The 23,459-nt window shown below is 67.1% G+C and carries 26 protein-coding genes; 17 read left to right on the top strand and 9 right to left on the bottom strand.

Annotated features, from left to right (window positions below; all coding sequences use genetic code 11):
- Positions 1-17: 17 nt before the first annotated feature.
- A complete protein-coding gene (locus OCK02_RS14650; protein WP_263813705.1) occupies positions 18-3,410 on the bottom strand; it encodes a DUF3971 domain-containing protein in 3,393 nt (1,130 codons plus the stop codon).
- A 155-nt stretch (positions 3,411-3,565) separates the two neighbouring features.
- Between OCK02_RS14650 and bcp the strand changes: the two genes are divergently transcribed.
- The 5 genes from bcp (at position 3,566) to OCK02_RS14625 (ending at position 8,356) form a co-directional block, all read left to right on the top strand.
- Positions 3,566-4,033, top strand: a complete 468-nt coding sequence (bcp, locus tag OCK02_RS14645) for a thioredoxin-dependent thiol peroxidase (RefSeq protein ID WP_263813704.1) — start codon at positions 3,566-3,568, stop codon at positions 4,031-4,033.
- Between the two features lie 4 nt (positions 4,034-4,037).
- Positions 4,038-4,883 carry a ferritin-like domain-containing protein gene (locus OCK02_RS14640; RefSeq protein WP_263813703.1) on the top strand — a complete coding sequence of 282 codons (846 nt, stop codon included), beginning with the start codon at positions 4,038-4,040 and terminating at the stop codon, positions 4,881-4,883.
- 91 nt (positions 4,884-4,974) lie between these two features.
- Positions 4,975-6,279, top strand: a complete 1,305-nt coding sequence (locus OCK02_RS14635; protein ID WP_263813702.1) for a M23 family metallopeptidase — start codon at positions 4,975-4,977, stop codon at positions 6,277-6,279.
- 177 nt (positions 6,280-6,456) lie between these two features.
- Complete coding sequence (locus OCK02_RS14630) at positions 6,457-7,932, top strand: DEAD/DEAH box helicase (protein ID WP_263813701.1); 1,476 nt, start codon at positions 6,457-6,459, stop codon at positions 7,930-7,932.
- A 10-nt stretch (positions 7,933-7,942) separates the two neighbouring features.
- Positions 7,943-8,356: an NUDIX domain-containing protein gene (locus OCK02_RS14625; RefSeq protein ID WP_263813700.1), complete on the top strand. Its 414-nt coding sequence runs from the start codon at positions 7,943-7,945 to the stop codon at positions 8,354-8,356.
- Positions 8,357-8,369: 13 nt separating this feature from the next.
- Here the strand turns inward: OCK02_RS14625 and OCK02_RS14620 are convergent, their stop codons facing one another.
- The 7 genes from OCK02_RS14620 to OCK02_RS14590 are packed head-to-tail and all read right to left on the bottom strand — an operon-like array spanning position 8,370 to position 14,084.
- A complete protein-coding gene (locus OCK02_RS14620; RefSeq protein WP_263813699.1) occupies positions 8,370-8,699 on the bottom strand; it encodes a TfoX/Sxy family protein in 330 nt (109 codons plus the stop codon).
- 2 nt (positions 8,700-8,701) lie between these two features.
- On the bottom strand, positions 8,702-10,333 hold the full coding sequence (locus tag OCK02_RS14615) for a molybdopterin-binding/glycosyltransferase family 2 protein (RefSeq protein ID WP_263813698.1): 1,632 nt from the start codon (positions 10,331-10,333) through the stop codon (positions 8,702-8,704).
- Positions 10,330-11,028 carry an XdhC family protein gene (locus OCK02_RS14610; protein ID WP_263813697.1) on the bottom strand — a complete coding sequence of 233 codons (699 nt, stop codon included), beginning with the start codon at positions 11,026-11,028 and terminating at the stop codon, positions 10,330-10,332. Before OCK02_RS14610 ends, OCK02_RS14615 begins: the two co-directional genes overlap by 4 nt.
- Positions 11,028-11,357 carry an XdhC family protein gene (locus OCK02_RS14605; RefSeq protein WP_263813696.1) on the bottom strand — a complete coding sequence of 110 codons (330 nt, stop codon included), beginning with the start codon at positions 11,355-11,357 and terminating at the stop codon, positions 11,028-11,030. The genes OCK02_RS14610 and OCK02_RS14605 overlap by 1 nt, the downstream gene beginning before the upstream one ends.
- An 11-nt stretch (positions 11,358-11,368) precedes the next feature.
- A complete protein-coding gene (locus tag OCK02_RS14600; RefSeq protein ID WP_263813861.1) occupies positions 11,369-12,616 on the bottom strand; it encodes a vWA domain-containing protein in 1,248 nt (415 codons plus the stop codon).
- 20 nt (positions 12,617-12,636) lie between these two features.
- A complete protein-coding gene (locus OCK02_RS14595) occupies positions 12,637-13,566 on the bottom strand; it encodes an AAA family ATPase (protein ID WP_263813695.1) in 930 nt (309 codons plus the stop codon).
- Positions 13,567-13,589: 23 nt separating this feature from the next.
- Positions 13,590-14,084, bottom strand: coding sequence for a flavin reductase (locus tag OCK02_RS14590; protein ID WP_412178836.1), 495 nt, complete (start codon positions 14,082-14,084; stop codon positions 13,590-13,592).
- Between the two features lie 233 nt (positions 14,085-14,317).
- Between OCK02_RS14590 and OCK02_RS14585 the strand changes: the two genes are divergently transcribed.
- From OCK02_RS14585 to purB, 6 genes are all read left to right on the top strand, one after another.
- The gene (locus tag OCK02_RS14585) at positions 14,318-15,403 is read left to right on the top strand and encodes an ABC transporter substrate-binding protein (RefSeq protein WP_263813694.1); all 1,086 of its coding nucleotides are present in this window, start codon (positions 14,318-14,320) and stop codon (positions 15,401-15,403) included.
- A gap of 1 nt (position 15,404) precedes the next feature.
- Complete coding sequence (locus OCK02_RS14580; RefSeq protein WP_263813693.1) at positions 15,405-16,424, top strand: P1 family peptidase; 1,020 nt, start codon at positions 15,405-15,407, stop codon at positions 16,422-16,424.
- Between the two features lie 113 nt (positions 16,425-16,537).
- Positions 16,538-17,215, top strand: coding sequence for a ribulose-phosphate 3-epimerase (gene rpe, locus OCK02_RS14575; RefSeq protein WP_263813692.1), 678 nt, complete (start codon positions 16,538-16,540; stop codon positions 17,213-17,215).
- Positions 17,212-17,943 (top strand): DUF2259 domain-containing protein, encoded by a 732-nt coding sequence (locus OCK02_RS14570; protein WP_263813691.1) that lies wholly within the window; start codon positions 17,212-17,214, stop codon positions 17,941-17,943. Before rpe ends, OCK02_RS14570 begins: the two co-directional genes overlap by 4 nt.
- A gap of 2 nt (positions 17,944-17,945) precedes the next feature.
- Entirely contained in the window at positions 17,946-18,464 is a 519-nt protein-coding gene (locus tag OCK02_RS14565; protein ID WP_263813690.1) for a hypothetical protein, read from the top strand.
- 61 nt (positions 18,465-18,525) lie between these two features.
- A complete protein-coding gene (gene purB, locus OCK02_RS14560) occupies positions 18,526-19,833 on the top strand; it encodes an adenylosuccinate lyase (protein ID WP_263813689.1) in 1,308 nt (435 codons plus the stop codon).
- A gap of 96 nt (positions 19,834-19,929) precedes the next feature.
- Here the strand turns inward: purB and OCK02_RS14555 are convergent, their stop codons facing one another.
- Entirely contained in the window at positions 19,930-20,244 is a 315-nt protein-coding gene (locus OCK02_RS14555) for a DUF1476 domain-containing protein (RefSeq protein WP_263813688.1), read from the bottom strand.
- Between the two features lie 230 nt (positions 20,245-20,474).
- On the opposite strand from OCK02_RS14555, the gene purC reads away from it, so the two are divergent.
- The 6 genes from purC to arsC all read left to right on the top strand — a co-directional run bounded on the left by purC (position 20,475) and on the right by arsC (position 23,383).
- Positions 20,475-21,239, top strand: coding sequence for a phosphoribosylaminoimidazolesuccinocarboxamide synthase (gene purC / locus OCK02_RS14550; protein ID WP_263813687.1), 765 nt, complete (start codon positions 20,475-20,477; stop codon positions 21,237-21,239).
- A gap of 62 nt (positions 21,240-21,301) precedes the next feature.
- On the top strand, positions 21,302-21,544 hold the full coding sequence (gene purS, locus OCK02_RS14545) for a phosphoribosylformylglycinamidine synthase subunit PurS (protein ID WP_097140943.1): 243 nt from the start codon (positions 21,302-21,304) through the stop codon (positions 21,542-21,544).
- Between the two features lie 18 nt (positions 21,545-21,562).
- Positions 21,563-21,820 carry a hypothetical protein gene (locus OCK02_RS14540; RefSeq protein ID WP_263813686.1) on the top strand — a complete coding sequence of 86 codons (258 nt, stop codon included), beginning with the start codon at positions 21,563-21,565 and terminating at the stop codon, positions 21,818-21,820.
- Positions 21,817-22,491: a phosphoribosylformylglycinamidine synthase subunit PurQ gene (gene purQ / locus OCK02_RS14535; RefSeq protein ID WP_263813685.1), complete on the top strand. Its 675-nt coding sequence runs from the start codon at positions 21,817-21,819 to the stop codon at positions 22,489-22,491. Before OCK02_RS14540 ends, purQ begins: the two co-directional genes overlap by 4 nt.
- Positions 22,492-22,581: 90 nt before the next feature.
- The gene (locus OCK02_RS14530; protein WP_412178841.1) at positions 22,582-22,941 is read left to right on the top strand and encodes a hypothetical protein; all 360 of its coding nucleotides are present in this window, start codon (positions 22,582-22,584) and stop codon (positions 22,939-22,941) included.
- Positions 22,942-23,035: 94 nt separating this feature from the next.
- On the top strand, positions 23,036-23,383 hold the full coding sequence (gene arsC / locus OCK02_RS14525; protein WP_263813683.1) for an arsenate reductase (glutaredoxin): 348 nt from the start codon (positions 23,036-23,038) through the stop codon (positions 23,381-23,383).
- The last annotated feature ends 76 nt before the right edge of the window (positions 23,384-23,459 follow it).

Below are 23,459 nucleotides of genomic sequence, written 5' to 3'. Positions count from 1 at the left end.
CGGCGGCTGCCGCGCCCTCAGAACTCGAAGATGTTCCGGAACACACCCGGCGCGATGACCGACAGCGGGTTGATCATCAGCCGCGGTTGGTCGAACGGGCCGGTGAGCTTGAAGGTGATGCCGATCAGGCCGCGGTCGCTGCCGTTGCCGAGGATGAAGCCGATCAGCGGCAGCTCGGCGAACAGCCGGTTGAGCCCGTAGGCCGGCATGAACGTGCCGGTCATCTCCATCTGGCCGCTGGCGTTTCGCACCATGCCCTGGAAGGTGGCCCCGACCGCATCGCCCCGCACCACGCCGTTTTCGACCCGCAGCGTACCGTCCTTGGAGACGACGAAGGCAAAGCCGCGTTCGAACCGCATCGAGCTCGTGTCGATCTCGCTTCGCACCGCCTCGTTCAGGCTCTTGCCACCCGCCGGCGTGGAGACGATCGAGCGCAGCTTCTCCTCGCCCTCCAGCCGGAACTGGCGGATGTCGACCGGCCCGCGCCAGGCGCCGTCGGCGCCGCCCCTCAGCTTCATGTTCAGCAGACCGCCGCCCATGTGCCGGTAGAGGTTCGAAAGCCGCGCGAGCGCCCCGGCATCGCCGGTGGTCACTTCCAGCGTCTGCTCCGCGCCGCCCTTCGAAAGCTTCGCCACGACGGCCTGGCCGCTGCCGGTCACGCCCGTCAGGTCGAGGCCGGAAAGCCGGGTGCCGTCGTGCGCATAGGCGAGCTTGAAGCTGCGAAGCGCCTCCCCGTTGAAACCGACGACCCGGCCGATATCGGCGCGGACGGAAACAGAGACGCCGCCGGTGCCGCCGCCCCCCGCCCCGCCCGGGCTGGACTTCAGCCGGGCGAGCACGGGCCGCACGTCGGCCATATCGCCCTGCACCTTGACGGCATAGCCCGATCGGGTCCGTTCGAGGTTGAGGGCGTAGCTGTCCTGCGCCGAGAGGCGGACCTTGTCGAAGCGGGCGGCACTGAGGCCGCCATCCTTGAGCGAGACGTCGCCGGCGATGGTGAAGCCGTCGCCGGAGAAATCGAAATCGGACAGGCGCGTCACGCCGTCCACCGGCGTCCCCAGCGCAAACGTGGCCTTGGCCGGCACGCCGGCGCCCTTCTCCCAGCCGATCCACGGCAGTTGCACGAGGCTCCGGCCGAGATCCGTCTCCACCCTGTGGCTGCCGTCCGGTTCGGTCGAAACCGCGATCCCGACGGGACCGGCGATCAGATCGGCCACCCCCGGAAACAGCCGGGTCCGGTCCTTCTCCGAAATCGTGCCGGTCACGGTCAGGTCCCGTTTCAATCCGGCCGTCTGGCTGACGGGCTCGACGAGCGCGACGTCGAGCGGCACCCCGTCGATGCGCGCCTTGGCGTTCAGGTCGGCCCGCACCGGATTGACGACGAGGTTGCCCTCGACCTCCGTGATCGTGCGGCCGGCGATCGGCGTCTTCAGGTCGACGCCGAGCAGGTCGATATCGGCCGTCCATTGCGGCGGCGGCGGGCTCTGGTCGCGCACCAGCCCGAAGCGCGCCCTGACATTCGCCTTCACCGGACCGGAAAAGTCGCCGGGTGTGAACGGGGTCTTCTTGAGCACGTCGATCGGACGGTAGGTGATCAGTTCGGCGATCGCGTCACCCGCCCCGGAAATGTCGAGGTCCATCTCCGCCATCAGCGGCCGCTCGTAGGTGTCCGGCAGCCGGAACGTGCCGCCGGTGACCGCCACAGACCGGCCCGACCCCATGAAGGCGGTGCCCCCGGTCAGGGCGATGTCGAGATGTTGCCCATGCAGCTCGAAATGGCCGGCGGCGTCCCGCAGCGGCGGGATGTCGCCGGCGATATTGAGCCGCGTGTTGGTAATGTCGAAGGTGATGGTCAGTTCGCCTTCGCGCAATTGCAGGCGGCCGTCCGGATCGGCCGGCCGGTCCGCAGCCATCGACACCTCGATGCGCCCGTTCGTCACCGTGCCGCCGTAGATGTTGGCGATCACCCACTGGCGGGCCCGCCGGCCGAGCCAGTAGGGCCACATCTGCTTGACCGCGGTGGCATCCAGCGTGTCGCCGACCATGGCGAAATTCACCGCCGGCTTCTGTCCCCCGAACGTGATCCCGAGCGAGCCGGCAAGCGAGCCGCGCGGCGTCGAGACGCCGAGTTCGTCGAACAGGACCTGCTTCGTCTGCGGCAGCAGCCGGCCGGAAGCCTTGGCCTCGAAGCGGACGGGCGTCGCACCCGTGTCGATCGGCGCGCTGACGGCGTCCTCCACGAGAACGTCGATGCCGAAACCCGGCCCCGCCTGGCCAGGCAGGCGATCCAGGTCGATAAGCCCGCCGGTGAAGGGGAAGGAGGACGCACCGACATGCACCTCCGACTTGCCGATCTCGACCGCGCGGCGGTCGTAGTCGTAGTAAGCCACGATCCGGCTCGGCTCGATGTCCGCCGCCCCGCCGCCGAGGTAGAGCGTGCCGCCCTCGGTGGAAACGGCAAGGTCCAGCCGCGGCTTGCTCCCCTCGCCGCCGCGCGCCGCCGACAGGGAGACGGTCGCCTGCGCGTCCACGCCGGTGCGGATCTCGCCCTCCGCCGCGTGCTGCAAGGTGAAGCCGCCGGTGGGGATGCCGGAAATCTCGCCGCGGATCTCGCCCTTGGGGCCCGTGCCGCTGGCAATCAGGTCGATCTGGCCTTCCTTGCCGTCAAGCTGGTAGCGCCCCTCGATCGACAGGTCTCCGCCCCTGTCCCGGGCGAAGGTGAGGCGCTCGACAGCAAGCGTCATCGGTCGTCCCTCGGCCCCGGTGATCGGCAACGACAGGTTCGTGACGCGAACGCGCGACAGGCCGGAGCCGGACACCATCGTCCGGAACCGCTCCAGCGCCGCAAACGCCGTCTCCTGGTAGGACGGCACGGCGTCGAGCCGCAGGGTGGAAAAATCGATCGGCGGCCCCTTCGGCAGCATCGCCGGGTTGAACATCGCCCCGTCTATGTCCAGCCGCGAAGGCGCGACCCGGCCGGTCAGAAGCGCCAGCGGATCCAGCACGATCCCCACCGCGCTGGCATTGGCGACGTTCTCGCCATCCTCCTTGCGGTCGAAGGACACGTTCTCAGCCCGCAACGCCAGCCCGCCGAAACTGGAGAAGCGGATCACCGTCTTCTCCACCTCGGCCGTGTAGCTGGGGCCGACCGCGCGGTTGAGCGCCGCCAGCGCACGGGTGTTCAGCGTGCTGTCGACCAGTCCGCTTTCCACCGTTGCCACGACCAGAAGCACGACAAGGGCGGTGATGCCCGCGAGGCAGGCGACTAGCCGCGTCAGCACGGAGAAATGGCTGGGCCGGTCGGTGCAGTGAAGGATCACCGGCTCATGCGCCTGCGCGGACGGAAGCGCGTGCAGGGACACGATATCGTCCCGCCCGAACCTCACCTTCTCGCCGCGGATGTCGCTCATGTCGCGGTTGTTCCGTTCATCGTGTCGACACGCCGACGTCGCCTCGCCAGCCAGATGCCCCGCCGGCCGAATGCGACTGGACGATTCCTGCAGGCACTATATACCGGGGATCGGCTCCGCATGACCCAAAAACCTGTCCAAAGAAAGGAAATACCATGGCGGAATTGTCTCCGGGCGCGCCCGCGCCGGATTTCTCCCTTCCCGCCGACGGCGGCGGCGAGGTATCGCTGGCCGGACTGCGCGGAAAGCCGGTGGTTCTCTTCTTCTATCCCAAGGACGACACCGAGGGCTGCACTGTGGAAAACATCGCCTTCTCCGCGCTGATCGGCGATTTCGGCGCCGCGGGGGTGGCGGTGCTGGGCATCTCGCCGGATCCGGTCCGCAAGCACGACCGCTTCAAGGCCAAGCACGACCTGAAGGTGAGGCTCCTGTCGGACGAGGACCATCACGTGCTCGAGGCCTATGGCGTCTGGAAGCAGAAAAGCATGTACGGCCGCACCTACATGGGCGTGGAGCGCACCACGTTCCTGATCGACAAGGACGGAAAGATCGCCGAGATCTGGCCGAAGGTGAAGGTGGCGGGTCACGCGGAAGCCGTGCTAGCGCGCGCGAAAGAACTTTAGGAAAATGCCATACACTTCTGAAACGGCATCGCTTCCATCGATCCAAAGCCTGCGCGGCGGCGCCACGCTGGCAATCCGCTCCGCCGATCTCGACGCAAAGACGGAAATGACGCAGGAAACGGCGCGGCGCTGGTTCGCGCGCACGCTCTCCGTCCGCTCTCCGCTCGATCCACCGCTTCCCGATCGCCCCGGCCGTCCGGATCGACCGGAACTGGTGCCGCCGAAGAACATGAAGAAGCGCTCGCTGCATACGCTCAAGGGCCGCATCGCGCTCCTGCACGCGCTGGCCCATATCGAGCTCAACGCCATCGACCTCGCGCTCGACATCGTCGCGCGCTTCACCACCAGAGGCGTGCCCCATTCTTTCTTCGACGGCTGGATGCAGGTGGCCTTCGAGGAGGCCAAGCACTTCCGCCTGATCCGCGACAGACTGCGCGCGCTCGGCGCCGACTACGGCGACCTCCCGGCCCATGACGGCCTCTGGCAGGCCGCCCACAGCACCCGCAACGACCTGACCGCCCGCCTCGCCGTCGTCCCCCTGATCCTTGAGGCGCGCGGACTGGACGTGACGCCCGTGCTGCAGGAGAAGATGCGCGAGACCGGCGACATCGACAGCGCCGATATCCTCGACGTCATCTACAACGACGAGAAGGGCCATGTCGCCGTCGGCGCGAAGTGGTTCCGCTTCCTCTGCGCCCGCGAGAGGAAGGACCCCGCGGCGACCTTCCAGCAGCTCGTGCGCGTCAACTTCCGCGGATCGCTCAAGGCGCCCTTCAACGATGTCGCCCGCGCCGAGGCCGGGCTGACGCCGTCCTTCTATCGCAGCCTCGTTTCCGTCAGCCAGAGTTAACGATCCGCCCGCCCCCGCAAAGCTTTGTTAACCTTAACCGTGTGTAATTCCCGACAACCAAGGGGCAGTGCATTGGTTGTCGGGGGTTGTGGTGGCGGATCGTCCTGAAAATCGGGTCTTCGGCAGGAAAGAGCCGCAGCATATCATCATCCTCGCCTCCGGCGACCGCATCCGCCACATGACCGTCCGCCCCTGGATGCTGGCTGTCGCCTTCTGCTTTGCCGGCATGTTCACCGTCGGATACCTCGCCGCCACCTCCTATCTCGTGCTGCGCGACGGCCTGATCGGCGCCACGATGGCCCGGCAGGCCCGCATGCAGCACGACTACGAGGACCGCATCTCGGCGCTCCGCGCCCAAGTCGACCGGGTGACGAGCCGGCAGCTTCTCGACCAGCAGGTGGTCGAGGAGAAGGTCGAAAAACTCTTCCAGCAGCAACTGGCACTGACCGAACGCAACGGCAAGCTCGACACGCTGCTGAACCGCGCCGGCGACGCCGGCCTTTCAGGCACGGTCGAGCCAGACCTGCAGCCGGCCGAACCGGCCTATGGCCGCCGCGCCGAGGCCGCCCCCCCCGGCCTGAAGGCGATCGATCGGCTGCTCGGCAGGAGCACGGCCGCAGCCGCGCCGCGACAGGCATCCGCAGCAGCCCTGGCCTATGCCGCTCCAGGCGAGTCGGTTGCCGACCGCACCGACCGGATGTTTTCGAAGGTGACGCTGTCGCTGAAGGACATCGAGCGCCAGCAGCTCTCCCGGATCACATCCCTGACGGCGGGCGCCGCCGAGACGGCCGATGCGATCGAACGGATCCTCGCCCGTAACGACATCGCCGTGCCGACCGAAGGCGGCACGGAAGCGGCCGGCGACGCGATCGGCGGTCCCTTCGTCGAGCCGGAAACCGGCGACGGCTTCGAGACCTCGCTCGGACAGCTCGACACCGCCCTCAACCGGCTGGAACTGATGCGCGGAACGGTGCGCCGCCTGCCCTTCGCCAACCCCTCGCCCGGCAGCCAGGTATCGAGCCGCTTCGGCAATCGCACCGATCCCTTCCTCGGCCGCCTGGCCCTGCATGCGGGCATCGACTTCCGGCTGCCCGTCGGCAGCGCCGTCGAGGCGACCGGCTCGGGCACGGTCGTCACCGCGGGCCGCACCGGCGGCTACGGCAATCTCGTCGAAATCGACCACGGCAGCGGCCTTTCGACCCGCTACGCCCATCTGTCGCGGGTGCTGGTCAAGGCCGGCGACACGGTGGACGCGGGCGAGACGATCGGGCTCTCCGGTTCCACCGGCCGCTCGACCGGTCCGCACCTGCATTACGAGGTCCGCCGTAACGGTCGTGCCAGCGATCCCGCCCGCTTTCTGTCGGCCGGCACCAAGCTTTCCACCTATATGAATTGAGGGGTCGGGCGCGAGCCGGCGGGCAGGCTTAACCTTCGCTTCACCTGCCGATCCGCAAGAATCGCCCGTTTCCTTGACTTTCCGGCGCTTTCGGACTATGTGCGCTGCATCCAGCGGGCATCCCTTCAGCTGAAACACCAAGCGTTCGCAAGAACCGGAACGGAAACAGATTTCCCTTTGACCACTTTTTCAGATCTTGGCCTGAGCCAAAAGGTACTTTCCGCAGTCACCGACGCGGGCTACACGATTCCCACTCCGATACAGGCCGGAGCGATCCCGCCCGCGCTGCAGCGCCGGGATATCTTGGGGATCGCGCAGACCGGCACCGGCAAGACGGCGTCCTTCGTGCTGCCGATGCTGACGATCCTGGAAAAGGGCCGGGCCCGGGCGCGCATGCCGCGCACGCTGATCCTCGAGCCGACCCGTGAGCTGGCGGCCCAGGTCGCCGAGAACTTTGACAAGTACGGCAAGAATCACAAGCTCAACGTCGCGCTCCTGATCGGCGGCGTCTCCTTCGACGAGCAGGATCGCAAGCTGGAGCGCGGCGCCGATGTGCTGATCGCCACCCCCGGCCGCCTGCTCGACCATTGCGAGCGCGGCAAGCTCCTGATGACCGGCGTCGAAGTGCTGGTGATCGACGAAGCCGACCGCATGCTCGACATGGGCTTCATCCCCGACATCGAACGCATCGCCAAGCTCATTCCCTTCACCCGCCAGACCCTGTTCTTCTCCGCGACCATGCCGCCGGAAATCCAGAAGCTGGCCGACCGCTTCCTGCAGAACCCCGAGCGCATCGAGGTGGCCCGCCCCGCGTCGACCGCCGCGACCGTAAGCCAGCGCTTCGTCGCTGCCCACGCCAAGGACTACGAGAAGCGTTCCAAGCTGCGCGATCTGATCCGCGCCCAGGAAGACCTCAAGAACGCGATCATCTTCTGCAACCGCAAGAAGGACGTCGCCGATCTCTTCCGCTCGCTCGACCGGCACGGCTTCTCCGTTGGCGCGCTGCACGGCGACATGGACCAGCGTTCGCGCATGACCATGCTGGCGAACTTCAAGGACGGCAACATCAAGCTGCTCGTCGCCTCCGACGTCGCGGCCCGCGGCCTCGACATCCCGGACGTCAGCCACGTCTTCAATTTCGACGTGCCGATCCACGCGGAGGACTATGTCCACCGCATCGGCCGCACCGGCCGCGCCGGCCGCTCGGGTGCCGCCTTCACGCTCGTCACCAAGCGCGACACCAAGTTCTCCGACGCCATCGAAAAGCTGATCGACAAGAAGGTCGACTGGCTGGACGGCGATCTTTCCGCTCTTCCCGTCCTGACCGAAACCGACGAACGCGAGAAGCCCCGCAAGGGCGGCCGTGGTCGCGAACGGGATCGTGATCGCGAGCGTGGAAACAGTCATAAAAGCGACAACCGCCGCGACGACAATGGCAAGGATGCCATCGCAGCGGACAAAGGGAGCGATACCGTGAAAGCCGACCGCCACAACGACACGAGGCCGAGCCAGCCGGTACGCAACCAGCGTCCTGCCAACGACGACAACCGCGACCGCCGCAGCCGCTATCGCCGCGACGAGGACGACGGCCCGACGCCGGTCGGCTTCGGCGACGACATCCCGGCCTTCATGCTGATCGCCGGCAAGGCCTGATCCGCTTCCCGTGCCCGTTCCAGGCTCCGAAGTTCCCGGCGTCGGCTGCGGCCTCGCCGTGGTCCGAAACGGTCGGCTGCTGCTCTATCGCCGCACGCGCGCGCCGGAAGCCGGCCACTGGAACATCGTCGGCGGCAAGGTCGACCACATGGAGCATTCGCGCGACGCGGCCCGCCGCGAGGCCGAGGAAGAGACCGGCCTCTCCTTCGGCCGTCTCGATTTTCTTTGCCTGTCGGAACAGATCATCGCGGCGGACAACCAGCACTGGCTGTCGCTGATCTATGTCACCGAGGACTTTTCCGGCGAGCCGCAGGTGATGGAGCCGGACAAGCTGCCGGAATTCGGCTGGTTCGCCCTGAACGACCTGCCCCAGCCCCTGTCGCGCTTTACCGCCGCTGCCGCCGCCGCACTCCGCGCGCGGTAGGATTCGCTGCGCCTCACTTCTTCACACCGGCGCGAACGGCCGCCTCGAACGCAAGCCGGACCCAGCAAGCCATCAGGTCCGGATCGTCGAAGGCGTCGTCGGGAATGCTCCAGTAGGGCATGCGCAGCGGCGCGCCGGTCTTCTTGCCCTCATAGACCCATTGCCGGCAGCCGGAGAGTTCGAATTCGGGGATCGTCACCTCGTCGGCCTTGAGCAGCACCTCTCCATCCACCTCGAGCGCGACGATCAGGTCGCCGGCATAGATCCCCTTGCCGCCGAACATGCGCTTGATGGTCACCGGTCCCAGCGACTGGAACATCTCCTCGATCGCATCGTTGTCCATCGCTATCCCTTCAGGACGCCGCCGGCCTCGGCGATCGCCTCCGGCGTGTCCACGTCCAGATGCGCGGCCGGGCCGATCTCAACGTCGATGATGTCGAGGCCGGACGTCTCGATGATCTGGCGCGCGCCGACGTCGCCGGAAAGCGCCCGAACGGCCGAAAAAGTCGCGCGCGGAAGGATCACCGGATTACCGCGCTTGCCGGCGGAGACGGCCCGCACGATCGCATTGCCGCCGGCGCCGGCAAAGGCCTCGATCAGCCTTGCCAGGTCCGCCGCGGTCACGCCCGGCATGTCGGCGAGATGGACCAGCACGCCGTCGCAATCGGCCCCCGCCGCATCGAGGCCGGCGTTCAGCGACGTGGACATGCCCTCCCTGTAGAGCGGATTGCGGACAATTGCCGCCGGCAGGCCGGCGACGGCCGCCTCGATCTCCCAGGCCCGGTGCCCGGTGACGAGCACCACCCGCGACGGCGATGCCTCGATGGCAGCCACAACCGACCGGCGCACCAGCGGTATGGCATCGAACTCGGCGAGCAGCTTGTGCCGCCCGCCGGCGCCCATTCGCCGCGCCTGCCCGGCGGCCAGCACGACGACCGCGACGTTCCGCGCGGCGTCACTGCCGCCCCGGCGCTCGCCCTTGACCTCGCGCGGCCGCGGCCGGGTCGGAATCTCGGCCAGCAGCCCGCCGACGCCCATGCCCGTCAGTTCCGCCCGTCCCGGCGTCTCGCCGGCCAGGATGCGGGCGAGCACCCAGTCGAAACCGTTCTCCTTGGGACTGCGCGCACAGCCCGGCGCGCCGATCACCGGCGTTTCGCCGATATGGCCGAGGACGAGCAGGTTGCCGGGATCGACGGGCATCCCCACCTGCTCGACGCGGCCACCGGCCAGCCGGATCGCGGCCGGGATCACGTCGTCCGCGTCGGAAACGGCCGACGCTCCGAAGACGATCACGAGGTCGTTGTCGCGCGATGCCGGTCCGAGCGCATCTGCAAGGGCAGCCGTCTCGTGCGCCACCCGCGTCTCGCCGCCGAGCCTGCTTCCCGAAGGCGCCAGCCTGTGTTCCAGAAGCAGCCGTGTCTTGTCCATCACGCTCGGCTTCAGCGACGGGAGCACGGTGGCGATCAGGCCGACCCGGCGCGCCGCAAACGGCTTGACGAGGAGCGCGCCGGCACCGGCGAGCGCCGCCGTCGCCCGCTCGACCGCGTCCCCGGCCACCGCCAGCGGAATGATCTTGATCGTCGCCACCATGTCGCCCGGGCGCACGGTCGCGTGATCGGGCAAGGTCGCGATCGTGATCGCGGGGTCGACGCGGTTGAAACTGTCGATCGCGACCCGGTCGGCGATCAACAGCCCGTCGACGGCGGCATGAATGTTGACGCGGCCGGTCGCCGGCGTTGTGAAGGTCAGGTGATCCGGGCCGATCGCCGCAGCCAGCCGGGCTGCGGCGGCATTCTCGTCGAGGTCGCCGGGCTCCAGGCGCACGGCGAAGACATGCTCGACGCCCACGGCCAGCAGCAGCCGGCAGTCCGCCTCGGTGAGCCTGTATCCCTTGGAGAAGGACACGCCTTCGCCGCGCACGCCGTGCGCCAGGATCGTTCCGGCCGCCGCCCCGGCGGGCATCTCGCCGAAGATCATGACGCCCCCCGATTGAGTTCCCGCCGGCGGAAAGCCTCGATCACTTCCGCGAGGATGGCGACGGCGATCTCCGCCGGGCTTGCCGCGCCGATATCGAGACCGATGGGTGCGCGGATGCGTTCGATCGCAGCCGCGTCCATGCCTTCCCCGAGCAGCCGCTCCACGCGCCTGGCATGCGTCTTCCGGCTGCCGAGCGCGCCGACATAGAAGCAGCCCGCCTCAAGCGCCGTACGGATCGGGAAATCGTCGATCTTCGGGTCGTGCGTCACCGCCACCAGCGCCGTATAGGCATCGAGCGGCCGCCGCTTCAGGACGTCCTCCGGCCAGTCGGCGACAAGATCGACGCCGGCAAAGCGCTCCTCGGTGGCAAAGGCGGTTCGCGGATCGACGATCGACAGATCGAATCCGGCCACCTTCGCCATCGCTGCCAGCGCCTGGCTGATATGGACCGCGCCGACCACGACGATGCGCGGCAGCGGCAGGTGGACGTTGAGGAAATAGCTGCGGCCCTCGACCTCGACCACGCCCGACCGGCCGGAGCGGAACGCGGCCGCGATCGCCTCGCCCAGCGGCCCGACCACGGCGTCCGCCTCGCGCACGATCCGGTCGCGTCCGTCGCCGAGATCCGTCAGGGAAACCACGGCGCGGCGGGCGCGGCGCTCGGCATTGAGCTTGCGAAGACAATGCGGATCCATCAGCCGAGCCGCTCCAGGTAGACGCGGATGCGGCCGCCGCAGGAAAGCCCGACCCGCCACGCCGTCTCGTCGGCGACGCCGAACTCGAGCATCCGCGGTTCGCCGCTGTCGATCACGTCCTGCGCCTCGGTGATGACCGCGCCCTCGACGCAGCCGCCCGATACCGATCCGTGGAAATTGCCGTCCGCATCGATGACGAGGTGGCTGCCGACCGGTCGCGGCGCCGAGCCCCAGGTCTCGACCACGGTGGCGACCGCGACGGTGCGGCCGTCATCCATCCAGCGCTCCGCCACGGCCAGCGGATCGAGGGTATCAGTCGCTTCATCCATGGCAACCTCCTTCAGCTTTGTGCGGCGAGAAACCGCCGGGGATCCGCCTGTCCGCCGCCTTCGCCGGAAAGCGCCGTGACAAGATCCTCGATGGCTTCTAGATTGTGCACGGCACGCAGTTCGTCAACATGCGGCAGCATGGCGAGCACGCCCCGCGCCCGCGCCTCGAAGCCTTCGAAGCGCAGGAGCGGGTTCAGCCAGACGAGTCGCCGGCAGGAGCGGTGCAGCCGGTCGATCTCCGCCTCGAGCGTCGCGATGTCCTCTCGCTCCAGCCCGTCGGTGATCAGGAGCACGACGGCGCCCTGCCCGAGCACGCGTCGGGACCAGAGCCTGTTGAACGCCTTCAGCGTCTCGCCGATCCGCGTCCCGCCGGACCAGTCCTCCACGGCCCGCGCGCACTCTTCCACGGCCTCGTCCGGGTCGCGATGGCGCATCTGCCGGGTGACGTTGGTCAGCCGCGTTCCGAACAGGAAGGTATGCACGCGCCGCCTGCGGTCGGTCAGCGCATGCAGGAAATGCAGGAAGATACGCGTGTACTGGCTCATCGAGCCGGAAATGTCGGCGAGCACCACGAGCGGCGGATGCACCATCCGGGCCTCGCGGTAGCGTGGCAGGATCAGCGCGCCGCCGGTGCGCATCGCCTTCCGCATCGTCGCGCGCGGATCCACCTTCGAGCGGCCCGTGCTCGGCCGGAAGCGGCGCGTCCTGACCGCATCCATCGGCAGGCTCAGCCCGGCTATCGCGCGCTTCGCCCGGCGCAGTTCGGCGGCGCTCATCTGCGCGAAGTCCATCCGGCGCAGCACCTCGCTGATCGAGGCGGTGAAGCGGGCGTCGATCTCCACGTCCGGTTCCTCGCGCTGCGGCCGCCGGTCCTCAGGCGCGGCGAACAGCGCGTCGGCGATCCGCCGCTCCCCCGCCTTCTTGCGCTCCTTCTCGACCTCCCGGCGCACCACCGGCGACATCATCGCGATCATCTTCTGGACGAGGTCGCGCGACCGCCAGAACAGCCGGAACGCCTCGTCGAAGATCGCCCGGTCCTCGTGACGGGTGACCAGCGTGCAGTGGAGCGCGGTATGGAACTCCTCGCGGTCGCCGATGCCGATCGCCTGAACCGCCTCGATCGCGTCGGCGACGGCGGCCGGGCCGATCCGCAGGCCGGCCTTGCGCAGTGCGCGGGCGAAATGGACGATATTGTCGGCGAGCCGCCCGTCCCCAGGTGGCCCCCCTGCGACGATCCCGTCCGGGCCGGCCCCGGTCATGGTCCCCGTGATTGCCATGGTCAGCCCGCCGCGCGCAGTTCGGACCTCACCTCGTCGAGGAGCTTGCGGCCCTCGCTGCCTTCGATCCGGGCGATGTCGTCCTGGTATTTCAGAAGCGTCCCGAGCGTGTCGGCGATCGTCTCCGGGTCGAGGGCGGTGCGGTCGAGCTCGGTCAGGGCCGTCGCCCAGTCGATCGTCTCGGCCACGCCGGGATTCTTAAACAGGTCCAGCGTCCTGAGTTTCTGGACATAGGCGACGATCTCGCGCGACAGCGCCGCATTGCACCCCGGCGCCTTCCGCCGGATGATCTCCAGCTCCTGCGCAGCCAGCGGATAGTCGACCCAGTGATAGAGGCACCGGCGCTTCAGCGCATCGTGCACCTCGCGGGTCCGGTTCGTGGTGATGATGACGATGGGCGGCTCGGCCGCGCGGATCGTGCCGAGTTCGGGCACCGTCACCTGGAAATCCGACAACACCTCGAGCAGGAACGCCTCGAAGGCCTCGTCGGTCCGGTCGAGTTCATCGATCAGAAAGACCGGCGCCCGCCCGTCTGGCGAAGACAGCGCCTGCAGCACCGGCCTGCGGATCAGGTAGCGGTCGGAGAAGATGTCGGATTCGATGCGATCGCGATCGGTCGTGCCGGCCGCCTCCGCCAGCCGGATCTCCAGCATCTGGGCGGGATAGTTCCATTCGTAGACCGCCGAGGAGACGTCCAGCCCCTCGTAGCACTGCAGGCGGATCAGCGGCCGGTCCAGCGCCTTCGCCAGCACCTTGGCCACCTCGGTCTTGCCGACGCCGGCCTCGCCTTCGAGAAACAGCGGCCTCTTCATCTTCAGGGACAAAAACAGGACGGTCGCAAGCGCGCGGCCGGCCAGGTAGTTCTCCGCCGCCAGCATCTCCGCAGTCTCTTCGATCGACCGGGGGACCGATCCCTTCCTGTAGGCCGTCATGCTTCCTCCGCTTTCGGGCGAGGTTACAGCGAGCGATAGCCCCGGTCCATATAGATGAGGGCCGGTTTCTGCGCGCCGTAGACCACCCCGAGCACCTCGCCGAACAGGATCATGTGCGTCGACATCACCTTGACCTCGATCAGCCGGCAATCGAACGATGCCAGCGCGCCCTCCAGGACCGGCGCGCCGGTGACGAGTTCGCTCCATTGTCCCTCGGTGAAACGGTCGCCGGGGATGGAGGGATCGCGGCCGGAAAAGACGTTGGCGAGTTCCGCCTGGTCCGCGGCGAGCGCATTCAGCGCAAAATGCCCGCTCCTGCGGAAGATCTCGTTGCGCGGATTGGAAACGTTCAGGCAGGCCAGCACCATGGCCGGATTGTCGGAAACCGAACAGGCCGCGGTGATCGTCACCCCGCGCCTTTCGCCCTCGAATGCCGTCGTGACGATCTGGACGTGCCCGGCATACCGGCTCATGGCGTCGCGATAGAGCGGCGGGTCCAGCATCAATCGGTCCAACACAAAGATCTCCCTTGTTGTAAAAGGGAGATAGATGGAAACAATGAAGAAAAATGTAAGCGCCGCAATGGCGTTTTCCAATCTTAGAACCCGGGAATGGCGACGGCGCCATGGGGTCAGCCACGGAGCCGGACGGAATGGACGAATGTAATGGGTCCTGACGAGCCTTCAATGCGAAATTTGACCGGAGGCGATCCGGTCGTGCAAACATGCAGCGAAACGACACTGGTGAATTCATGCTCCGCCGCATTCTTCTCGGCATCCTCCCGCTGATTGCGCTCGCCGGCCCCGCCGTGGCCGCCGGGCCGAAGATCGCGGTCGTCGCCCCCGCTTCCGGCCCGCTCGCGATCCTGGGCGACCAGATCCGCGCCGGCGCGCACGCGGCGGCCCGGGCCAGCGGCGCCGAGATCGTCGAGATCGGCGAGACCTGCGGCGAGCAGGGCGACAGCGCGGTCGCGCCCGCGATCCTCTCGGCACAGGCTCAGGCCGCGATCGGCTTTCTGTGCACCGAGGACCTGCAAGCCGCCCTTCCCGCGCTTGCCGAAGCCGGCATCCCCGTGCTCACCCTTTCCGCGCGGTCAGGCGTGCTGATGGAGGACGCGCTGAAGCGGAAATGGCCGCTCTTCCGGCTCGCGCCGGCGCCGGGCATGGAGGCGCAGAAGGCGGTCGACGTGATCGCGGCGCAATGGGCGACGGAGCCCTTCGCGCTCATCGACGACGGCACGATCCACGCCCGGGAACTCGTCGAGGCGGTCCGCCTCAAGCTCGAGGAACGCGGGATGAAGCCGGTGTTCGTCGATACCTACCGTCCGGCACAGGAGCAGCAGATCGGGCTGGTCCGGCGGCTGGCGCGGGCCGGCGCGACGCACGTCTTCGTCGGCGGCGACCGCGGCGACATGGCCATCATCCTGCGCGACGCCAGGGCCGAACGCCTGCCGCTGACCTTCATGGGCGGAGAGATGCTGATGGCCGCCGACAGCCAGATCAAGCTCGCCAATGGGGCACAGGCGATCGTCCTGCCGACCGACGGGGTGACACCGGAAGGCATCGCCCTGACGGCGGCGATGAAGGAGGCGGGTGTCGTTGCCGAAGGCTACGTCTTCCCCGCCCATGCCGCCGTCACCGTCCTCAGCCGCGCTGCGGCCGCCGCCGGTACCGCAAACCAGCCGCTGGAGGCTCTGCTGCGGCAACAGACCTTCCCCACCGTCCTCGGCCCGATCGGTTTCGGAGACGACCACGAACTGCGCGACAACCCCTATCGGCAAATGGAGTGGCGCGACGGCCGCTTCCATCCGGTCGCCGGCACGGCGGAAGGCGAATGAGATGAAGCCCGGAGCGCGCAACCTCATCACCGACGTCGGCGGTCTCCTGGTCGGCAACGCCGCCGATCAGCGGCTGAAATCCGGCGTCACCGTCGTCTTGTGCGACAAGCCGGCAACGGCCGCCGTCCAGGTGCTGGGCGGCGCGCCCGGCACGCGGGAGACGGATCTTCTGGAGGCCCACAACACCGTCCAGACCATCGATGCGATCTGCCTCTCTGGCGGCTCTGCCTACGGGCTGGACGCCGCCTCGGGCGTGCAGGCGGCCCTGCGCGAAACGGGGCGCGGCTTCGCTGTCGGTCCCCACCTCGTCCCGATCGTCCCGGCAGCGATCCTCTTCGACCTCGCCAATGGCGGCGACAAGGACTGGGGACGCTATCCACCCTACCGGGAACTCGGCCACGCCGCGACGCTCACGGCCGCCGCCGATTTCGCCACCGGCACCGTCGGCGCCGGCGCCGGCGCGACGACGGCGACCTTCAAGGGCGGCCTCGGCTCCGCCTCGACGGTGCTCGGAAGCGGCGTCACCGTCGGTGCGCTGGTCGCCGCCAATGCGCTGGGCTCGTCGACCATCGGCTCCTCCCGCCATTTCTGGGCCGCAGCCTTCGAGGAAGGCTCCGAGTTCGGCGGGCTCGGCCTGCCGCAGACGATCCCCGCCGAGGCGCGGCAACCGCGGACCAAGCTCGGGGCCGCGACGGATGCGCCGACCAACACGACGATCGCCGTGATCGCCACGGACGCCGTCCTGACCAAGGCGGAGGCCAAGCGGCTCGCCATATCCGCGCATGACGGCTTCAGCCGGGCGCTATGGCCGTCGCACACCGCACTCGACGGCGACCTGGTCTTTGCGATCGCGACCGGGACGAGCGGCCGGACGGTGGCACTGGAAGGCTTCATCGAACTGTGCGCCGCAGCCGCCTCGACGATGGCCCGCGCCATTGCCCGCGGCGTCCACGACGCCACGCCCGAGACGGGCGACCTCGTGGCCTGCTGGCGCGACGGAAGCGACGGACGGCCGCGCTGACCGGCCGGCCCAGGATGCCTGCCGCCGCCCCTGCCCCCCCGCGCGATCCGTCGTTGTCCGATACCGTCGGCAATGCTATGGGCACGGCAGAACAACATGCCTCGGAGCCCGACATGACCCGCCCCATCCGGATCGCCCCCTCCATTCTCGCCGCCGACTATGCCAAGCTCGGCCAGGAGGTGCGCGACGTCGTCGCCGCCGGCGCCGACTGGGTCCATCTCGACATCATGGACGGGCATTTCGTGCCCAACATCTCCTTCGGCCCCGACGTCATCAAGGCGCTGCGCCCGCATACCGAGGCCTTCTTCGACTGCCATCTGATGATCGCACCCGCCGATCCCTATCTCGAGGCCTTCGCCAAGGCCGGCTGCGACGGCATCACCGTCCATGCCGAGGCCGGTCCGCATCTCGACCGCTCCATCCAGGCGATCAAGGCGCTCGGCAAGAAGGCCGGCGTCTCGATCAATCCGGCGACCCCGGAAGCGGTGCTGGAATATCTGCTCGACAAGCTCGACCTGATCCTTGTCATGACGGTCAATCCCGGTTTCGGCGGCCAGAAGTTCATTCCGGCGATGGAAGAGAAGATCAGGCGCGTGCGCCGGATGATCGGCGATCGGCCGATCGAACTGCAGGTCGACGGCGGCATCGCGCTCGACACGATCGCCCTCCCGGCCTCTGCCGGCGCCAACGTTTTCGTCGCCGGATCCGCCATCTTCGGTGGCGGCCATGTTGACGCCTATCGCAAAACGATTGAAACTCTGCGGGCGAACGCGGAAGGGGCACGCGATTGACGACATCCGGCAAAATCGCCACTGCGATGATGATCGGCGCATGGCTTGCGCCGTTCGCGGCTTCGGCCGGCGATTTCGCGCAGGTGCGTCCGATCGGCTTTTCCCGCGACGGCAAGATCTTCGCCTTCGAGGAGTTCGGCATCCAGGACGGCTCGGGCTCCGCCTATGCCAACATCTTTTTCATCGACACGACCAAGGACGAGTACCTCCCCGGCTCGCCCATTCGCGTGCAGGCCCCGGAAAACGATTCCAGCCTGCGCAGGGTGCGCGCCGAGGCGGCGGCCAAGGCAAGCCCGGCGATCGCCCACTACAGCCTCAACGAGAATCCGGGCCAGCTTGTCGCGCTCAATCCCTATAGCGAAGTCGGCCCGGCCGCCGATACCCTACGCTACTATGCCTTTCCGGCCGAACCAAGGGTCGGCCAGCCCTACACGCTGCGGCTGACCGAAACGCCTGCACCGGTGCCCGCATCCTGCGAGGGGCTGGTCGAAAAGGGCGTCGGCTTCACGCTTGCATTCACGGAAAAGTCCGGCCAGCCCGCCGACGAGATCGTCCATTCCGAAGAGCGGACGCCGCAGAGCCGTGGTTGCCCGACCGGCTACCGCATCGCCGGCGTCGTCACCTACGACGCACCTCAGCAGCCGATCCACATGGCGCTCGTCATGGTCCTCCGTTTCGGCTTCGAGGGCCTCGACGGGCGATGGCTCGCCGTACCGCTGAAACCTTGACGATGGCCGGACGCCGGCGCCTGCAGCCCCGGGGTGCGGCGCATTCGGTGCCGCTGCTTCCGTCGCCCGTGGCACTCGGAGCCGGCTCCCTCGTCTGGGGCACGCTGATGGCTGCCTCGGCTGTCATATCCCTCTATTTTCGCAACCGGCTCGAGACCGACCATCTCGCCCAGTTGCTGGTGCTCTACCTTGCCGGCGGGATACTCGCCTGGCCGTTCGTCGTCTTCGCCGCCCGTCTCGTCGCCCGCAACGCCGGCATCGAAACCCGCTTCGCCGCCTGCCTTGTCCTTTTGGCCACAGGCACGGTCGCGATGACGGCTTTTCTCTTCGCCATGGACTACCGGCTGTTCTATTCGCAGTGGCACCAGCCGCTGCTGACGAAGACCGGCCTGCGCCAGGTCTTCGGCACGTTTGCCTCGGCAGTCTACCAGTTCGCCGTACTGGGTCTCGGGCTTTACCTCCCGGTCGGGCTGCCCGTGCTTGCAGCCGTCAGCCTGTGGCTCGCGAAAGCCATGCGTTGAGCTTTGGGGCCTTTCTTGATAGAGGGGCGCCAACGCCCCCTTGAAAGAAAGATCGAAGCCGATGATCCCCCGCTATTCCCGCCCGGACATGGTCGCCATCTGGTCGCCCGAAACCAAGTTCCGCATCTGGTTCGAGATCGAGGCGCACGCCTGCGACGCGCTGGCCGAACTCGGAGTCATCCCGAAGGAGGCCGCGAAGACGATCTGGGACAAGGGCGGCAAGGCCGTCTTCGACGTTGCCCGCATCGACGAGATCGAGGCGGTCACCAAGCACGACGTCATCGCGTTTCTGACGCATCTCGCCGAGATCGTCGGCCCCGACGCCCGCTTCGTCCACCAGGGCATGACCTCGTCGGACGTGCTCGACACGACGTTCAACATCCAGCTCGTCCGCGCATCCGACATCCTGCTCGCCGGCCTCGACCGCGTGCTGGCCGCGCTGAAGACCCGCGCCTTCGAGCACAAGGACACCGTCCGCATCGGCCGCAGCCACGGCATCCATGCCGAGCCGACGACGATGGGCCTCACGCTCGCCCGCTTCTACGCCGAGATGGACCGCAACCGCGCCCGCCTCGTCGCAGCGCGCGCGGAAATCGCCACCGGCGCGATCTCGGGCGCCGTCGGCACCTTCGCCAACATCGACCCGCAGGTAGAAGAGCACGTCTGCGCCGCCCTCGGCCTCGCACCCGAGCCGGTCTCCACGCAGGTCATCCCGCGCGACCGCCACGCCATGTTCTTCGCCACGCTCGGCGTCATCGCATCGTCGATCGAAAACGTCGCGATCGAGATCCGCCACATGCAGCGCACCGAGGTGCTGGAGGCAGAGGAGTTCTTCTCCCCCGGCCAGAAGGGTTCCTCCGCCATGCCGCACAAGCGTAACCCGGTGCTGACGGAAAACCTCACGGGCCTCGCCCGCCTCGTGCGCATGTCGGTCGTCCCGGCCATGGAGAACGTCGCCCTCTGGCACGAGCGCGACATCAGCCATTCCAGCGTCGAGCGCGCCATCGGCCCCGATACGACGGTGACCCTCGACTTCGCACTGAACCGGCTTGCCGGCGTCGTCGAGAAGCTCGTCGTCTACCCTGAGAACATGGAGAAGAACCTCAACAAGTTCCGCGGGCTGGTGCATTCGCAGCGCGTGCTGCTGGCGCTGACGCAGGCAGGCGTTTCCCGCGAGGACAGCTACCGCCTCGTGCAGCGAAACGCCATGAAGGTCTGGGAAGAAGGCAAGGACTTCCTGGAAGAACTGCTCGCCGACAAGGAAGTGCGCGCGGCCCTCTCGGAAGAGCAGATCCGCGAGAAGTTCGATCTGGGCTACCACACCAAGCACGTGGACACGATCTTCAGGCGGGTGTTCGGACAGGCCTGAGCCCGTCTCGATACGAAGAAAGGCGCGGTCGGGACCGCGCCTTTCTCTTTATTGGCTTCCATCGATCGCCGACATGGGCGACCGCAGGACAGGATCTCAGTTGTTCTGGACCTGCTCGATCGCAACGCCGAGAAGCTCGATCATCTGGCGGCGGATATCGTCTTCGCTTTTGGCGACGCCGGCGGCGTCGAAATCCGCCTTGACCTTGCGCACCACGTCCTCATGGCCCGCTTCCTCGAAATCGGCCGCCACGACCTCCTTCGCATAGGCTTCGAGGTCGCTCTTGCCGAGCAGTTCGCCGGCCCAGAGCCCCAGCAGCTTGTTGCGCCGCGCCTCCGCCTTGAAGCGAAGCTCTTCGTCCTTGGCGAACTTGGCTTCGAAGGCCTTTTCGCGATCCTGCATGGCGGTCATGTCTCGACTCCCGTATATTTGAATCTGTTCCCCGAGGGACTGCCGACCCATAAATCAAAAGCGTGTCGAAAGTGCAACGTGAAGTTTGCGGCATGGCTTGCGGAATGCCAAGGCCCGGAAATAAGGGGATCGGACGACTGGCCGATTGTGAAACCGGTACAATTCGTTTATGGACGCCGGAAAGAATTGATACTGCGCTACCCAAGAGCGCCAACTACAGAGAAAAATCCATGAACCGTCGCCGCCGTATTTACGAGGGCAAGGCCAAGATTCTCTACGAGGGTCCTGAGCCGGGCACGCTGATCCAGTTCTTCAAGGACGACGCCACCGCCTTCAACAAGAAGAAGCATGACGTCATCGACGGCAAGGGCGTGCTGAACAACCGCATCTCCGAATACCTGTTCACCCATCTGAACAAGATGGGCATCCCGACCCATTTCATCCGCCGCCTGAACATGCGCGAGCAACTGATCAAGGAAGTCGAGATCATCCCGCTCGAGGTGGTGGTGCGCAACGTCGCCGCCGGTTCGCTGTCCAAGCGCCTCGGCATCGAGGAAGGCACCATGCTGCCGCGCTCGATCATCGAGTTCTACTTCAAGGCCGACAACCTCGAGGACCCGCTGGTCTCCGAGGAGCACATCACCGCCTTCGGCTGGGCCAGCCCCCAGGAACTCGACGACATCATGGCGCTCGCCATTCGCGTCAACGACTTCCTCTCCGGTCTCTTCCTCGGCGTCGGCATCCAGCTCGTCGATTTCAAGATCGAATGCGGGCGCCTCTACGAGGGTGACATGATGCGCATCATCATCGCCGACGAGATCTCGCCGGACAGCTGCCGCCTCTGGGACGTCAACACCCAGGAGAAGATGGACAAGGACCGCTTCCGCCGCGACATGGGCGGACTGCTGGAAGCCTACCAGGAAGTGGCAAGGCGCCTCGGCATCATCAACGAAAACGAGCCGATCCGCGGCACGGGTCCCGTTCTGGTCAAGTAGTTTTGGCGGGATCTCCCGCCGGCCCGGCAGGGCCGCACATGGACGCGTTTGAAGAGGAACACATGATCAAGGCACGCGTAACGGTCACGCTGAAGAACGGCGTCCTCGACCCGCAGGGCAAAGCGATCGAAGGCGCCCTCGGCAGCCTCGGCTTCGACGGCGTCGGCCACGTCCGCCAGGGCAAGGTCTTCGACCTGGAACTGCAGACCGCGGACAAGGCGAAGGCCGAGGCCGAGCTGAAGGACATGTGCGAGAAGCTTCTGGCCAACACGGTAATCGAGAATTATACTATCGCCCTCGCCTGATGGTTGAAGGAGCGTGCGATGGCCGAGATCAAGAACGAGTTGATCTACGAACTGATGAAGCAGATGCACGTGCGGATGGACAGGCTGGATTCGGGCTTGTCTGATTTGCGGAGCGAGATGATTGCTTTGCGTGGAAGCCTGGTGGCCACTCAGCAAGACGTGCATCAGATTTACTTGCGCGTGGATCGCATCGACCAGCGCCTAGACCGTATCGACAACCGCCTCGAATTGCGCGAACTCGCCGAGGCCCAGGCAAAGTTTGAGCCACACCCATGAAGTCAGCCGTCGTCCAGCTTCCAGGCCTGAACCGTGACCGCGACATGATCGCGGCGCTCACCAAGATCGGCGGCAAGCCACCCGTGACCGTCTGGCAGACGGAGACGGAGATCCCGGCCGGCGTCGACCTGATCGTCATCCCCGGCGGCTTCTCCTACGGCGACTACCTGCGCTGCGGCGCGATCGCCGCCCGCATGCCGGTGATGCAGGCGATCAAGGCGAAGGCCGATGCCGGCGTGAAGGTTCTCGGCGTCTGCAACGGCTTCCAGATCCTGCTCGAGGCCGGCATGCTGCCCGGCGCGCTGATGCGCAATGCCTCGCTGAAATTCGTCTGCCGGGAGATCAGGCTGGAAGTCGCAAACGCGGAAACGGCCTTCACCAGCGCCTACGCCAAGGGCCAGATCCTTCGCTGCCCGGTCGCCCACCACGACGGCAACTATTTCGCCGACGCCGACACGATGGCGAAGATCGAGGGCAACGGCCAGGTCGTGTTCCGTTATGCCGAGGGCACCAATCCGAACGGCTCGATGAACGACATCGCCGGCGTGATCAACGAGAAGGGCAACGTTCTCGGCATGATGCCGCACCCGGAAAACCTGATCGAGGCCGCGCATGGCGGTTCCGACGGCCGCGGCCTGTTCGCCTCCGCCCTCGACGTCATCGCCGCCTGACCGCAAGCCTCCATCAAGGGCGCCGTCCCGTCTGAAAGTCCCTTCATGCGCCCCTTTGCCTTTTCCACGGCTCTCAATGCGGCTGCTGTCATGGCCGTCTCCATCCTCGTCGTCGCCTGTCAGTCGGCTCCGCCCACACCGGCGGCGAGCACGGCCGCCCTGCCGACAATGGAGCGGATCGCGCTCGGCGCCAATTCCTGCTGGTTCAAGTCGAACGACGCCGCCTTCAAGACCTATCGCCTGGCGCCGGAACTGAACTCCTTCTCCGGCAAGCCGCGCATCCTCATCGTCCCGCGCCGCTCGCCCGAATCCCGCCCGCTCCTCGTCGTGCAGGCGGAAGGTCATCCGGCAAAGCTCAGCGCCTTCGGCCCGCTGATGGACGAGCCGGTGTCCGGCCGCGTCGCCACTGACGTCAAACGCTGGGCGGCCGGCGGCACCGGCTGCAGCTGATCCGCCGCCCTCGCATCCAGTTCCGCCCACCGACCCTCTCAAAATGATCGCCGGTGCCGGGAGCCTTCCCGACGCGATCCCGTTGACCGCCACCATGACCATACAGATCCTCCACAATCCCCGCTGCTCGACCTCCCGCAACGTCCTGGCGCGGATCCGCGACGCCGGCCATGAGCCGGAGATCGTCGAATATCTGAAGCATCCGCCGACGCGGGAGGAACTGCTCGGCATCCTGGTGGCGATGGAAGCCGAACCGCGCGACATCCTGCGGACGAAGGAGCCGCTGGCACGCGAACTCGGCCTGCTCGACCCGCATCGTTCCGATCGCGAGATCATGGACGCCATGCTGGCCAATCCGATCCTGATCGAGCGGCCGATCGTGATCTCGGGCAAGGGCGCCCGTCTCTGCCGCCCGGTCGAAAGGCTGGACGAGATTCTCTGACCCCTCCGGTCCCGTCACCTTGTTGAAGCGGGCATTTTCCTGTCGCGCCGTGCTGCCGCTTGCGCTAAAGAGACCG

Source organism: Rhizobium sp. TRM96647 (assembly GCF_025780115.1).
In the GTDB taxonomy this organism is placed as follows: Bacteria; Pseudomonadota; Alphaproteobacteria; order Rhizobiales; family Rhizobiaceae; genus Mycoplana.
This window is presented reverse-complemented; position numbering and strand designations above follow the sequence as displayed.

Coding starts and splice junctions, on each gene's coding strand:
- OCK02_RS14530 (WP_412178841.1), top strand. CDS start 22,582: ATGGCCGTCTCCATCCTCGTCGTCGCCTGTCAGTCGGCTCCGCCCACA.
- OCK02_RS14610 (WP_263813697.1), bottom strand. CDS start 11,028: ATGGATCCGCATTGTCTTCGCAAGCTCAATGCCGAGCGCCGCGCCCGC.
- OCK02_RS14615 (WP_263813698.1), bottom strand. CDS start 10,333: ATGATCTTCGGCGAGATGCCCGCCGGGGCGGCGGCCGGAACGATCCTG.
- OCK02_RS14605 (WP_263813696.1), bottom strand. CDS start 11,357: ATGGATGAAGCGACTGATACCCTCGATCCGCTGGCCGTGGCGGAGCGC.
- purS (WP_097140943.1), top strand. CDS start 21,302: ATGATCAAGGCACGCGTAACGGTCACGCTGAAGAACGGCGTCCTCGAC.
- OCK02_RS14540 (WP_263813686.1), top strand. CDS start 21,563: ATGGCCGAGATCAAGAACGAGTTGATCTACGAACTGATGAAGCAGATG.
- purC (WP_263813687.1), top strand. CDS start 20,475: ATGAACCGTCGCCGCCGTATTTACGAGGGCAAGGCCAAGATTCTCTAC.
- OCK02_RS14580 (WP_263813693.1), top strand. CDS start 15,405: ATGAAGCCCGGAGCGCGCAACCTCATCACCGACGTCGGCGGTCTCCTG.
- rpe (WP_263813692.1), top strand. CDS start 16,538: ATGACCCGCCCCATCCGGATCGCCCCCTCCATTCTCGCCGCCGACTAT.
- bcp (WP_263813704.1), top strand. CDS start 3,566: ATGGCGGAATTGTCTCCGGGCGCGCCCGCGCCGGATTTCTCCCTTCCC.
- OCK02_RS14595 (WP_263813695.1), bottom strand. CDS start 13,566: ATGACGGCCTACAGGAAGGGATCGGTCCCCCGGTCGATCGAAGAGACT.
- OCK02_RS14555 (WP_263813688.1), bottom strand. CDS start 20,244: ATGACCGCCATGCAGGATCGCGAAAAGGCCTTCGAAGCCAAGTTCGCC.
- purQ (WP_263813685.1), top strand. CDS start 21,817: ATGAAGTCAGCCGTCGTCCAGCTTCCAGGCCTGAACCGTGACCGCGAC.
- OCK02_RS14565 (WP_263813690.1), top strand. CDS start 17,946: ATGGCCGGACGCCGGCGCCTGCAGCCCCGGGGTGCGGCGCATTCGGTG.
- OCK02_RS14600 (WP_263813861.1), bottom strand. CDS start 12,616: ATGACCGGGGCCGGCCCGGACGGGATCGTCGCAGGGGGGCCACCTGGG.
- OCK02_RS14620 (WP_263813699.1), bottom strand. CDS start 8,699: ATGGACAACGATGCGATCGAGGAGATGTTCCAGTCGCTGGGACCGGTG.
- OCK02_RS14585 (WP_263813694.1), top strand. CDS start 14,318: ATGCTCCGCCGCATTCTTCTCGGCATCCTCCCGCTGATTGCGCTCGCC.
- OCK02_RS14640 (WP_263813703.1), top strand. CDS start 4,038: ATGCCATACACTTCTGAAACGGCATCGCTTCCATCGATCCAAAGCCTG.
- OCK02_RS14650 (WP_263813705.1), bottom strand. CDS start 3,410: ATGAGCGACATCCGCGGCGAGAAGGTGAGGTTCGGGCGGGACGATATC.
- arsC (WP_263813683.1), top strand. CDS start 23,036: ATGACCATACAGATCCTCCACAATCCCCGCTGCTCGACCTCCCGCAAC.
- purB (WP_263813689.1), top strand. CDS start 18,526: ATGATCCCCCGCTATTCCCGCCCGGACATGGTCGCCATCTGGTCGCCC.